Below are 13,306 nucleotides of genomic sequence, written 5' to 3' on the forward strand. Positions count from 1 at the left end.
CCTCTTATAAGGTAGATGTAGGTATACGACTAGACACTGACGGCTCCAGAACGAATCGTTTAGGCGATAGTCTTTCAGCTATGTAAAGTAGTGAACTAATGGCAAACACAGTAAATAAGGTGCTTATCGCCATACCACTTAAAATGACGACAGCTAAGCCTTGGTATAACTCACTGCCGGCACCGGGTATTAGCGCAAGGGGAAGCATCCCGACCACAGACGTTAGTGAACTCATATAAATAGGTCGAACGCGTTGCGATATGGCCTCAGCGATAGCTTCAGAAATAGTAAGCCCTCGCTGTTGGGCATGGCGTGTTTTTTCAATCATTAGAATGGCGTTGTTAACAACCAAGCCAAGCAAAATCACAAACCCAATCATGGTCAATAAGTCGAGCGGTTGAAACTTAAATAAATTCAGTATCCATAAGCCCAAGGTGCCACCCGCAACAGCGACAGGGGTTGTCAACAAAACCAGCAGGCTGTCGACGACCGAACGGAATATCGCGGCCATAATTAGGAGCAAAATTAAGATAGCAAATGCGAAGTTAGTGACCATTGTGTCAACGGTTTCTTTCAAATCGTCCGCACCACCACTTAAACTAATAAACGTTTGGTTGGACAGTTGCTGCTCCGCCTCTAGTTTCAGCTCCTGAAGAACGGCAATAGTATCCTCAAGTGAGACATTATCCGGCGGAGTCACCCCAATGGTTAATGCTCGCTGACCGTCCAGTCGACGTAACTCAGTAGCCGAAACCGTTCTTCTTTGCTGAGTTAGTTGATCAATGGTTTGAATACCGCTGCCAGGCGTATAAACCGGCATTGCGGCCAGCTCCTCCGGAGTGTTCCAGGCATGCGTCTTAACAATAACATCACGTCTTACCAGACCGTCGTAATGCTCGCCGACAAATTGGCCATCGGTCATGCTGCGTATAACCTGACCCACTTGATTACGATTAAGCCCAGAGTTCGCTATTGCATAATTATTGGGGGTTATTTGCAGCTCAGCCTGCACCGCTTGCGCATTAGGCACTCGTCGAATGTACGACCCGGGAATGCGATCGCCTATTAACTTCATAGTGCGTTGCATGACAATATCAGTAGTGTCATCAAGCTGACCAGTGAAGTCCATATAAACACTCCGGCCTGACCCCACTTTTACAGAGTTGATTAACGACATATTAAAGGCAAAGCCTTTCGTATCAGGCAGTCCGCTCAGGACATCTGTCCGAACCGCCTGCAAAAGTTCAGCTGACTTAGACGGGTCTTCCGGATAAATAAAGACGGCTTTACCACCAGAGCTCATAGTCACGTTAAAGTCTTTAATTTTCGGTAACTTTTCACCGGCACGGTAGAGCTCTAGTCGCTCAATAATCTCGCGGGCGAGCTCTTCTTCCAATACGCAATAGTTGGTAGAAGGAGGAGTCTGAAGAACGGCAATAATACCTTCAAACTTCGCTTCTGGTAGAAAATCTGTTTTAGGCATTAAGAAGAATATGCACAAAATAGAGCTAAAACCTAAGCCTACAGCCCAGCTCATTATTTGCTTCGGTGTGCGGCAATAACGTTGATAAAAAGCAGCTAAGCTACCCCAAGCCGGAAGTGGCTTCACTTGCTCGGAGGTGCCTTTTAGAATAAAAGCAGCCACAACAGGCAATAACAATAAAGCAGTTAGCGTTGAAGCAACTACAGCAATGCTCATTGTTACCGCAAGGTCATGAAACAACTGACCTGCAACGCCCCCCATAAAGATAACCGGCAGGAAAATAGCTACGGTTGTTACTGTCGCAGCAAATAAGGCGCGAGATACCTCTTGTGCTCCCTTTACAACAGCTTCTTTTAAGCCTAGCCCCTGCTGTCGAAGTCGAACAATATTTTCCTGAACAACAATCGCGGCATCCAGAACCAGACCAGTCGAAAAGGCGAGTCCGGCCAGAGAAATAATATTCAAAGAACGATCGAGGAAGCTCAGACCCAGTAATGCAGCACTTAATGACACAGGTATTGTGATGCTAATAAGCAGCGTTGAGCGAACGCCCCGTATCATCCAGTAAAGCATTAACAGGGCCAGAGCAATACCAATACTCAGATTGCTTTGCACTAGGTTAATAGCACGTTTGATCACCGAGGAAGAGTCAAAGCTCAGAACCATATCCAAACCACGCGGGTTTAGTTCATGTTCATTTAACTCCGCAATGACTTTGTTTAGGTGCTCAAATATCTCAATGGTGTTGGCTTTTTTTGACGCATCCAGAGAGATGTAAAACCCTGGCTGAGAATTACGATAAATGAAGTTGTACTGCTTTTGGTAGCCTAAAACTACGTCCGCAACTTCACCTAAATAGACAGGGCGTCCCTCGTTATGAGAAACAACGAGTTGCTCAAGCTCCTCAGGTGAGAACTGCCCCTGGTAGCGGACTGAATATTCACGACGACCAACGTCTGCGAAACCACCAGAAAAGTCTTTTGATTCTGTCACTCTGCTCATGAGTTTAGGAATGGTAATACCGAGAGCTGCAAGCTTATAAGGGTCAAAAGTCACTTGTAGCTGGTTATTTAGGTAGCTCGCTAAATTAACATTCGTAACTCCCGGAATATTTCTAAGCCGTGGGGCAACTTTATGCTTTATAAGCTCTTGGTATTCAGTAAAGTCCTTGGTCTGATTTTCGCCAAGTTTACGAATCATCATTGTTGCAGTGCCAGCCTGGTACTCGCCCAAAATCGTCATAGGCTCTGCTGCCTCAATAGGCATGCCCTGTACCTGGTTCAATGCATTGATTACATTGATAAACGCCTGCTGCATGTCTTGTTCTAAATTAAACTCGATAGTGGTGAAAGACATGCCGTTTCGTACCGATGTCTTGATAGACTCGACGCCCACAATGTTCTTTATAATTTCCTCTTGGGGCTCAACAATCTCCGACTCCATTTCTTCTGGAGCAGCTGAGCGCCAAGAGTTCAGAACAGTAATGACTGGCTTGTCGATATTCGGCATTAATTGAACAGGCAGGTTAATTAATGCCGTTGTGCCAAGAATAATAACAATCAAGAAAGCCACGACAGTGGCAAATGGATTTTTATGACTCGATTTTATGAGGCTCATTGTTCGCACCTATAAGTAAACGGTGCGTAAACTATGAAAGCGGGAGAGCAGAAACTCCTGAAAAAGTTCTGAAAGGTTCTGAATTATTCTAATTAAGAATGAAAAAAGCGGCTAAAAAGCCGCTTTTTCTAAGGGGTTTCAACTTTTTAAGAGGCTTAATACAAGCCGCTTAAGAATTTTGACATAAGCTCAATTTCTTCGTCCGTCATTTTCTCAGCAACGCCTCGCATCATGCCATTTGGATCATTTGCACGCTCACCGCTGCGGAACATTTTCAACTGAGACTCCGTATAGGCTGCATGCTGACCTGAAATGTCAGGAAATGCCGCTAAGCCCATGCCATTACCACGCGGACCATGACAAGCTGCACAGGATGGAATATTGGTTTCGGGATTACCGCGGCGGAAGAAGTCTTCGCCTTTTGCAATTAATTCTTTAGGTGTTTCGCCTTTTGGCTCGTCCTGCGATGCATAGAATGCAGCTAGATCCGCCATGTCTTGTTCAGATAAACTTGCTACTTGTCCCATCATAATCGGGTTGTTGCGACCTTCTTCACCGCCTGTTTCAGAGGCGCGCTTAAAGTCCATCAACTGCTTGTACAAATACTTTTCGTGTTGACCGGCCAAGTGCGGGTACATATCGGTTGGAGATTCACCATTGGGCCCATGACAAGCCGCACATACCTGTGATTTCTCTTTACCAGCTTCGGCATCGCCACTTTGCGCTAATGCGATACCCGTGGTACCGAAGAAAAGTCCCAATAAGATTGCGAATTTTTTCATGTTTGCTTCTCTTCTGTTCTGGATGGCGCCACGCGCCCCAACAAATCACCTTAAACAGGTTGCTATTTTACACAAAACTTGTGTGGATTAAATGATTAATAGCTAATCTATCTGGAATTCGTCGTTGGCTGACGTGCTGAGATCATTCATAATGGGGTCTGTTTTAGATTTTTTAACCAATAAGTGACCCTATCTGTGTCAATGAAACCTCTGAACTACGCAAGCGCTAGCTTTGTCACCAGCGCACCAGACATAACGAAATTGCCGCCTGATACGGGAATTGAAATTGCTTTTGCCGGGCGCTCTAACGCCGGTAAATCAAGTGCGCTAAACACGTTAACACGGCAAAAAGCTTTGGCCAGAACCAGTAAGACCCCCGGCCGTACGCAGTTAATTAACGTATTTGAACTCGACAGCGGCGAGCGACTCATCGACTTACCCGGTTATGGTTTCGCGAAAGTGCCTATGGCAGTTAAAGAAAAGTGGCAAAAGGCGTTGGCTGAATACTTGCAAAAACGCGACAGCTTAAAAGGCATTGTGGTACTTATGGATATTCGCCATCCGTTCCGCGAAACGGATCAAGAGCTTATCTACTGGGCAGCCGACTGCGGTATTCCTGTACTCGCGTTGCTGACCAAAGCAGACAAGCTAAAGCAAGGTCCGCGCAAATCGACGGTTCTGCAAGCTCGACAAGCCTCCATTGCCTTCAATGGTGACGTCCAGGTTGAAGCCTTTTCCTCTTTAAAGCGCATTGGCGTAGAGCAACTTGAAAACAAACTCAACGAGTGGTTTGGCAGCCAAGATGACGGATAATCAACACCCACTCAGCGCTTGGTTGTTATTGGGGTTACTTTCCCTTATTTGGGGGAGCTCATTTTTGTTGATTAAAAAGGGGCTTATCGCCTTTGGCCCAATGGAAGTGGGCGCTTTAAGAATTAGCTCTGCAGGTATTGTATTAGCCCCCTTTATAGCAAAACGTCTGAATAAAATTACTCGTAAACATTGGTTGAAGCTGGCCAGCGTTGGCTTGGTAGGAAGCTTCATACCAGCGTTCATGTTTGCCATTGCCCAAACGCAGCTCGCCAGTGGTGTCACCGGCGTGTTGAATGCATTAACGCCCATCACCACACTGGTTATCGGCGCGCTATTTTTCCATCAGTCGGCAAAAGTCGCTCAGGTTATCGGTATTATCATTGGTTTAGGCGGTACGCTTTTACTAATTACGGCCTCAGCGAATGGTGGTTGGGACTTTAATCTCTACGCACTGCTGGTCATGGCCGCAACGGTCTGTTACGGGCTTAACCTCAACCTGATAAAACACAAAATAACCGATTTAGCGCCACTGACAATTACCGGCATTTCCTTATTAATGGCGGCGGTACCCGCAACCATTTATCTGTTTGTCGGCACTGAATTTGTAGCACAGGTTCAACAACCCGGCGCCCTGCTCTCTTTAGTGTCGGTTTTAGTTTTGGGCATTATTGGTACCGCCGGCGCCTTGGTTATTTTTAACCATGTCGTTCGCCTAACCAATACGGTATTTACCAGTTCAGTCACTTACCTTATTCCGGTTGTTGCCGTGTTGCTGGGTGTACTGGACGGTGAGCCGTTCTGGTTTCAGCATGGTATTGGCATGGCGGCCATTTTAGTTGGTGTCTGGTTTGCAAACCGAAAAGGTCGCTCAGGGCTTGCCGGTATGCCTGCGCGGGATAAAAGCAAAAACAACGCAACCCAGTAAAATGCATAAAAAACCCGGCTCAATAGAGCCGGGTAAAAGTAATCCAGGGAGAACAATTTGTTGAGGGTGGATTATTTCCCTCAATTAATCTGACTAGGGTGCTCAAAAAAAGTTCAGCTTTTTTTGAGTCTAGTGCGCTTCATCCCAATTTTTTCCTTTGCCCGCTTCTGCAATCAAAGGCACATCAAGGCGTGCAGCGTTTTCCATAACCGCTGTTAACTCCTTAATATAGTCGTCCAGTTTTGCTTCTTTTATTTCAAAAACAAGCTCATCGTGCACCTGCATCAGCATACGGACATCGTCCTGGCAGTTATTTTTATGAATCCAGCCAGCCACCTGCAGCATCGCCTTTTTAATAATATCCGCCGCAGTGCCTTGCATTGGCGCATTAATTGCCGCTCGTTCAGCACCCTTTCTACGCGCGCCGTTACTGGCTTTTATGTCCGGCAACGGTAAGCGGCGACCAAATAAGGTTTTAACGTAACCTTGGTCTTTCGCTTGCTTTCGGGTGTCTTCCATGTATCTCAAGACGCCGGGGAAACGCTCAAAGTATTTATCCATGTAATGCTGAGCATCGTTACGGGCAATGCCCAGCTGACGAGCCAAGCCGAATGCCGACATACCATAAATAAGCCCAAAGTTTACCGCCTTGGCTTGCCGACGCTGCTCGCCCGTGACGTCTTCGGTTTTGCATCCAAAGACTTCTGCCGCCGTCGCCCTGTGAATATCCAGACCTTCGGCAAAGGCATTCAACAGTGACTTATCCTGCGACAAATGGGCCATAATCCGCAGCTCAATCTGACTGTAGTCAATCGCAACGATTTTATACCCGTCTTCAGGAACAAAGGCCTGACGAACTCGACGACCTTCCGCGGTTCGAATCGGGATATTCTGCAAGTTTGGATCCGTCGATGACAACCGGCCCGTTGCCGCAACCGCTTGCTGATACGAGGTATGCACTCGCCCCGTTTCCGGGTTTATCATTTTTGGCAGTTTGTCAGTGTACGTCGACTTTAATTTAGACAAGCTTCGATGCTGTAATATCACATCCGGCAGCGGGTAATCATGCGCCAACTCGTGCAACACTTCTTCTGCCGTTGACGGAGCGCCCTTAGGCGTTTTCTTAATGACCGGAAGCTCCAGCTTTTCAAAGAAAATGCGCTGTAGCTGCTTAGTCGAGCCTAAATTAAACTCTTCTCCGGCAATATCGAACGCTTTTTTCTCAAGCTCTGCCAGCTTTTCAGTAATTTCCTGGCTTTGTTTGCCCAGTAAATTAGCGTCTATGCGCACACCATACTGCTCCATATCGCACAGCACAGAGATAAGCGGCACCTCGATATCGGTTAAAACACTTTGTAGCTCGCTGCCCGTTTCCTCCACTTTTTTCCAAAGCACCTCATGCAGACGTAAAGTAATGTCAGCGTCTTCAGCGGCATAAGGTGCGGCCTTTTCAAGCTCAATTTGGTTGAAGGTCAGCTGCTTCGCACCTTTACCGGCGATGTCTTCGAAGCTAATGGTTTTATGGTTTAAATAATGTAGGCTTAGAGTGTCCATATCATGACGCGCGCCGACGCTGTTAAACACATAAGACGCCAGCATGGTGTCATTTAAAATACCGCTCAACCGAATGCCGTATCGACGCAAAATATGCGCATCGTATTTTAAATTCTGACCCACCTTTTTCGGGCTGTCTTTCTCTAAAATTGGTTTTAGTTTTTTCAGCAACCAATCGCGACCAACCTGCTCAGGGGCGTCCATGTAATCATGTCCCACCGGGATGTAAACCGCTTTACCCGGCTCGATTGCTAAAGACACGCCAACCAGCTCAGCCTGCATATAATTCAAGCTAGTGGTTTCAGTATCAAATGCCACAAAATCCGCGTCAGAAAGCCCATTGAGATAGTCTTCTACGTCTTTTTCGGTTTGTAACGTTCGGTAGCCTTCTGAGGAAATATCGCTACTGACCTTATCAGAACTTTCTTCACCTAGCGCCTGATCAGTCGCGGCGCCCTGTTCCATAAGCTCGCCTAACCAGCGACGAAATTCACACTGACCATAAAGCTCAGCTAACTTTTCTGCATCTGCCGGCTGAATATGGAGATCATCCGGGTGCATGGGCAGCTCGACATCGAGCTTTATGGTGGCCAACTCACGCGACATCAGCAATTGATCTTTATACTCACGAAGCTTGTCCGGCATCGACTTAGCACCGCGGAATGATAACGATGTTACCGCGTCGATATCGTCGTAAATTTTATCAATACTGGGTATGCCCTGAAGCATCGCCTGAGCGGTCTTCTCACCGACCTTAGGCAAGCCAGGAATGTTATCTGAGCTGTCGCCCATGAGCGCCAGGTAATCAATAATTTGCTGAGGCTTAACACCAAACTTCTTCTCAACCCCCTCGGTATCCATGAGTGTATCGGTCATGGTGTTTATCAGCATAACGTGGTCATTCACCAGCTGCGCCATGTCTTTATCGCCCGTGCTGATGAGCGTAAAACGGCCCTGATCGCCAGCCTGTTGAGCCAATGTACCAATAACGTCATCGGCCTCGACACCGTCAATGCACAATAGCGGCAGGCCCATTGCTTTAACGATATTGTGGAGCGGCTCTATCTGGCTTCTGAGATCATCCGGCATTGGCGGTCTGTGCGCTTTGTATTCGTCATAGATATCGCTTCGGAAGGTTTTACCTTTCGCGTCAAACACAACGGCCATGTGCGAGGGTTGGTATTTTTTCAACAGGCTACGAAGCATGTTTACCACACCGTATATCGCGCCGGTTGGTTCACCATTGGAGTTAGTTAAGTGTGGCGGCGCATGAAATGCACGGAATAAATACGATGAGCCATCAACAAGAATAAAAGGGTTCTTAGGAACGGTTGCCGACATAGGTTTTGTGTCCGATTAAACATTTCCTAATAGGATGCCACATCTGGCGGTTTCACACCACTGAACAGCCTGTGTGTAAGCTGTGGATATGTTTGTTGACAACGATCTATTCCACAGTCAGAAAACAAAGTTTCCCCGTGTCTTTAAATATAGCTAACTTGTTGATACTGATGGGTTTAAAACGGCAGGTACCCTAGCTTACCTTATTATTTTTATTGCTAAAGTTTCACTGTGGAAACTTATTGATTTGGTGTTCAGTAGGACTGAAAAAACTTTCCCAAACCGGTCAAACAGACTACCACAAAATTCGGGATGATCTACTACCAAAATCCATTTTTTTATATTCTTTTGTTCGGTAATTTTTCGGCTTTATAAAAGTTTTTCTAAACCACTTAAAAATCAGTGGGTTCAGACCCGTATTTTGGACATAACAAAGGTGGTATCGGGTCGCTCCCCACCCATCCACAATTGATAAGAGGAAGCCGCCTGCTCAATCAACATTCCCAATCCATCCGCACGGCTTTTAATGCCAGCCCTTTCTAGTTGCTTAAGAAAATGAGTGGCGTTATCGCTGTACATTAAGTCATAGCCCCATGCATCGTCAGCAAAATTCTGCGGCAACGGAATGTCTATATTATGAAGACTGCTGCTGGTGGCATTTACGACTGCATCAACCTTTTCATTAATACTGTCGGCATTTGATACAACCTGAATATTCTCGGCACCGGGAACGCTCAAGTCGACAAGCAGCTGCTTAAGCGCCTGGGCTTTCTCCAACGTTCGGTTAACCAAATACACTTTCGCCGGATTCAAACTCAGTAATGCCGATAACACGCCGCGAGCTGAGCCGCCTGAACCCAACAGCACAAGTGAGCACCCACTTACATGAAAGCCTTTTCTACTTAAATCTTTAACGAAACCTTCGCCGTCGGTGTTGTCTCCAACAACAAAGCCTGAACTAACTTTCATTAACGTGTTTACTGCGCCAGCAACTCGGGCTCTTTCGGTTAAGGTGTTTGCCAGTTGTGCAGCTTGCTCTTTAAAGGGCAAGGTAACATTTGCGCCTGTTCCACCATCACGGAAAAACTGAGCAACCGCTTTTGGAAAATTAGCCGGCGTTGCAAGCATTCTCTCATACAAAATACGTTCATCGCGAAGCTCTGCAAATAAACTATGAATGGTTGGTGACAAACTGTGAGCCACCGGGTTTCCGAAGACACCCAAACGCACCGAACTCGTCATTGCTCTGCCAGCCAATCTCTGGGTTGTAAGTAGTAAGACGTCAACTGTTCTTCAGCTGAGCCCGGCTCAGGGCTCCAGTTGTACTCCCAGCGCACAAGCGGAGGCATTGACATTAAAATGGACTCAGTTCGGCCGCCTGTTTGCAGGCCAAATAAGGTGCCTCTGTCCCACACCAAATTAAATTCAACGTAACGCCCACGGCGATAAAGCTGGAAGTCTCGATGTTGCTCGGTGTAAGGCGTCTCTTTACGGCGTTCAACTATCGGCAGATAGGCTTTGGTGAATGCGTCACCAACGGCTTTTATCACCGAAAAACACTCTTCAAACGGCCGGTCATTCAAATCATCAAAAAAAACACCACCCACACCGCGCGCTTCGTTGCGGTGTTTTAAAAAGAAGTAGTCGTCGCACCATTGCTTGTATTCCGGATAAAACGCTTCATCAACGCTGTCTAACGCCTGCTTCGCTGTTTTATGCCAGCCAACAACGTCTTCTTCAAACGCATAAAACGGCGTTAAGTCAAAGCCACCTCCGAACCACCAAACAGGCTCTTCCCCTTCTTTTTGGGCAATAAAAAAGCGCACGTTCATGTGAACCGTTGGTACGAAGGGGTTTTTAGGGTGCAACACCAATGACACGCCGCAGGCATTAAAGTCGCGACCTTCCAGTTCCGGTCGGTGTGCGGTTGCAGAGGCAGGCATTTTTTCACCATACACATGCGAGAAGCCGACGCCGCCTTGCTCAAAAACCGCACCATTTTTCAAAATACGAGAGCGACCGCCACCCCCGCCTGGGCGATCCCAGCTGTCTTCCTGAAACTCTTCTGCACCGTCTGCCTTTTCTAACTGCTGGCAAATACTGTCCTGCAGTGCCATTAAGTAGTCTTTTACTTGCGTTAAATAGCTACTATGCATCGTCTCGAAGCACCTTATTGCTAAATGGGTCGATAATACGAGTCGGGTTCTTAGCGCCGCCGGTTGAGGCATCCATTACCCAGCTGACTTTGTCACCAAACTGCTGCTTAACCTCTTCGGCGGTGCGTGCCGGCTCTTCGCCAGTCAGGTTAGCACTGGTCGACACCAGCGCATGACCCAGCTCACGGCATAACTCTCTCACCGCTTCATGAGCTGAAACTCGGACTGCAATAGTGTCTCGTCCGCCTGTCAGCAGCCTCGATGTGGTCTTTCTTGCTGGCAGAATAAGCGTCACTGGACCTGGCCAGTGCGAAAGCACAGAAAACCGTTTATCCTGAGGTATGGCCGTGTCATCAACATATGGCAGCAATTGGCTGTAGTCAGCGGCAATTAAAATAACGCCTTTTTCTGCCGGACGCTGTTTCAAGCTGAGTAGTCGTTGAATAGCAATTTCGTTGGACGGGTCACAGCCAAGCCCAAAAACGGCTTCTGTCGGGTACGCTATCACCCCGGTTTTTACCGCTTCTTTCGCGGCTTCCCAGTCGTGAGACATAATGCTCTCTCTCGTTAAATTGTTGCGGGGTATTATAGCGTGTCAGATTTATAGTCGCATTGCTTTTGTATACAGACTTTTCGCATACCAGAGGCTGTTTTCCGCTTCACTAACAGTGCAAAACCACACTTAGGGCAAGACTCATCGACCGGCGGCTGATTCACTGTAAATTGGCAAGTGGGATACTGGTCACAGGCATAGAAAACGGTGCCTCGGCGGGACGTTTTTTGTCGTAACTGACCTTTTTTACACTCAGGGCATTGAATGGTGTCGTCATTGCCCGCATCAGGCTCAGTAACGAACTCGCAGTCAGGAAAGTTGCTGCACCCGACAAATAAGCCATAGCGGCCGCTTTTCAATTGCAGTTCTTCGCCACACTCAGGACAGGGAACGCCTAAGTTTTCAGGCTCTATTTCAGACTGTTCTCTTAAGCCACGCTTGTAATCGCAGTCCGGGTAGCCGGTACAACCTAAAAAACTGTTATGGCCAACATGTTTTATAACTAACGGCCGCTGACAACGCGGGCAGCGTTCATCAGCGGACATTAATGTAAGGGTCCGTCTGCTTCTTCGAACAGAAGCCCTTCCATTTGGTCGTAAGCAGCTTCTTGTCCGGGTACATTAAACAACACCATCAAAACAACCCATTTCAGATCGTCTAATGTAAAGCGGGCTGTTTCCAGCTCCATGACACGATCAATGACCACTTCACGTGTGGCAAAGTCCAACACGCCCAAGTTTTCCAGATACATGATAAAACCACGACACTGGCTGTCCAGACGAGTCATTTCATCAGCTGTGTAAATGCGAGTCGCTTGGGTAGCGGACGCATCAATATAAGATTTGGTTTCTAATTCCTGTAAGTCGGCCAAGCGCTCTAACCACGCTAACGCCTTTTGAATTTCCTGTTCACGGAAACCAGCGCGCGTTAATTCATTGGTCAGCTCGTCGTGATCGACCACCACTTCCATTTCAGAATGGATATAGTTTTCAAATAAATACATGAGGATATCAAACATGATTTAGCGCCTCCCCACTTTGATATAACCGCCTGGTACGGCTGCCACAAGTCCATCTAATTCGTATAACACTATCTTCTCCATGACTTCAGCAACCTCGAGTCCGGACAATTGTACCATGTCATCAATTGTTCGTGGCTCTGAATTCAGACTAGCGAACAAACGGCAGTTTGCCAAGCTTTCATTCTCTTCGCGCGACCCGCAGCCATCGACCGCGTCGTTAGCGCTTACCCCAAACCAATCGAGAATATCCTGCGGTGTGTTAATCAACTTAGCGCCTTGCTGTAATAACCAATGACAGCCTTGGTGTTCCGGCATCAGCACAGAGCCCGGCACCGCGCCCACTTCCCGACCTTCGTTCAGACCATGAATGGCGGTCGACAACGAGCCGCTTTTACGAGCCGCCTCGACCACCACAACAGCCTGACTAATACCACTAATAATACGATTGCGGCGGGGGAAGTGATCAATTCTGGCGGTCTGCCCCGGTGGAAATTCAGAAATCAGCAGTCCCTGGTGAGCAATAAAATCCTGCAAGGTTTTATTCCTGCGCGGGTAATACTGGTCTATTCCCGTCCCAAGCACCGCAATAGTTTTGCCTTTATCTGCGGCAGTTTTGTGCGCCTGCGCGTCGATACCCATTGCCAGGCCGCTCACCACGACGATACCGGCAGCAACCAAATCTTTGGCTATCCAGTCCGTAATTTGCAAGCCACTGTGCGATGCTTTTCGGCTGCCGACAACAGCCACGCCTACGCCTTGCAGTAATTCTTTGCGCCCCCGGTAATACAACAACCAAGGCGGGTTTTGAATGGACTTTAAAGCTTCAGGGTAGTCGTCACAAAAATACGAAATGACGCCCTGCCGCTCCGTTTGCGTCCATGTTGTCGCCGCTTTCACCCATTTAGGGTCGACCGGTTTAAACGATTGCCCCCATCGCTCAGATAGCTCGGCAATAGAGGTACATTCCCTCGCCGCTTTCTGCACCTTGTTTGGCGCCTTTGCCGCCCCCATTAATAAACATAACTGCTCAGCATCCATGCCCTGTCCTTCACCAGTCAATT

11 protein-coding genes are annotated in these 13,306 nt (G+C 47.5%); 2 read left to right on the plus strand and 9 right to left on the minus strand.

From position 1 onward, the window contains the following. Positions 1-4 precede the first annotated feature (4 nt). Both CEW91_RS12135 and CEW91_RS12140 read right to left on the minus strand, forming a co-directional pair. Positions 5-3,100, minus strand: coding sequence for an efflux RND transporter permease subunit (locus CEW91_RS12135; protein WP_088769289.1), 3,096 nt, complete (start codon positions 3,098-3,100; stop codon positions 5-7). A gap of 155 nt (positions 3,101-3,255) precedes the next feature. Then, positions 3,256-3,882, minus strand: coding sequence for a c-type cytochrome (locus CEW91_RS12140; RefSeq protein WP_088769290.1), 627 nt, complete (start codon positions 3,880-3,882; stop codon positions 3,256-3,258). Between the two features lie 201 nt (positions 3,883-4,083). On the opposite strand from CEW91_RS12140, the gene yihA reads away from it, so the two are divergent. Together yihA and CEW91_RS12150 are read left to right on the plus strand one after the other, a co-directional pair. Continuing rightward, positions 4,084-4,695 (plus strand): ribosome biogenesis GTP-binding protein YihA/YsxC, encoded by a 612-nt coding sequence (yihA, locus tag CEW91_RS12145; protein WP_420038569.1) that lies wholly within the window; start codon positions 4,084-4,086, stop codon positions 4,693-4,695. After that, positions 4,685-5,620: a DMT family transporter gene (locus tag CEW91_RS12150; RefSeq protein WP_088769292.1), complete on the plus strand. Its 936-nt coding sequence runs from the start codon at positions 4,685-4,687 to the stop codon at positions 5,618-5,620. Before yihA ends, CEW91_RS12150 begins: the two co-directional genes overlap by 11 nt. A 129-nt stretch (positions 5,621-5,749) precedes the next feature. Here CEW91_RS12150 and polA read toward each other — a convergent pair whose 3' ends face one another. The 7 genes from polA to dprA all read right to left on the minus strand — a co-directional run bounded on the left by polA (position 5,750) and on the right by dprA (position 13,283). Continuing rightward, positions 5,750-8,515: a DNA polymerase I gene (gene polA, locus CEW91_RS12155; protein WP_088769293.1), complete on the minus strand. Its 2,766-nt coding sequence runs from the start codon at positions 8,513-8,515 to the stop codon at positions 5,750-5,752. A gap of 408 nt (positions 8,516-8,923) precedes the next feature. Beyond that, positions 8,924-9,757, minus strand: a complete 834-nt coding sequence (aroE, locus tag CEW91_RS12160) for a shikimate dehydrogenase (RefSeq protein WP_088769294.1) — start codon at positions 9,755-9,757, stop codon at positions 8,924-8,926. Continuing rightward, on the minus strand, positions 9,754-10,671 hold the full coding sequence (hemF, locus tag CEW91_RS12165) for an oxygen-dependent coproporphyrinogen oxidase (protein ID WP_088769295.1): 918 nt from the start codon (positions 10,669-10,671) through the stop codon (positions 9,754-9,756). The genes aroE and hemF overlap by 4 nt, the downstream gene beginning before the upstream one ends. Then, the gene (locus CEW91_RS12170) at positions 10,664-11,224 is read right to left on the minus strand and encodes an L-threonylcarbamoyladenylate synthase (RefSeq protein WP_088769296.1); all 561 of its coding nucleotides are present in this window, start codon (positions 11,222-11,224) and stop codon (positions 10,664-10,666) included. Before CEW91_RS12170 ends, hemF begins: the two co-directional genes overlap by 8 nt. 32 nt (positions 11,225-11,256) lie before the next feature. After that, the gene (locus tag CEW91_RS12175; protein ID WP_088769297.1) at positions 11,257-11,769 is read right to left on the minus strand and encodes a DNA topoisomerase family protein; all 513 of its coding nucleotides are present in this window, start codon (positions 11,767-11,769) and stop codon (positions 11,257-11,259) included. Next, positions 11,769-12,242 (minus strand): DUF494 family protein, encoded by a 474-nt coding sequence (locus tag CEW91_RS12180; RefSeq protein ID WP_088769298.1) that lies wholly within the window; start codon positions 12,240-12,242, stop codon positions 11,769-11,771. Before CEW91_RS12180 ends, CEW91_RS12175 begins: the two co-directional genes overlap by 1 nt. A gap of 3 nt (positions 12,243-12,245) precedes the next feature. Continuing rightward, positions 12,246-13,283, minus strand: coding sequence for a DNA-processing protein DprA (gene dprA, locus CEW91_RS12185; protein ID WP_232506985.1), 1,038 nt, complete (start codon positions 13,281-13,283; stop codon positions 12,246-12,248). Positions 13,284-13,306: the final 23 nt, after the last annotated feature.

The organism is Idiomarina piscisalsi (assembly GCF_002211765.1).
Taxonomy (GTDB): Bacteria; Pseudomonadota; Gammaproteobacteria; order Enterobacterales; family Alteromonadaceae; genus Idiomarina; species Idiomarina piscisalsi_A.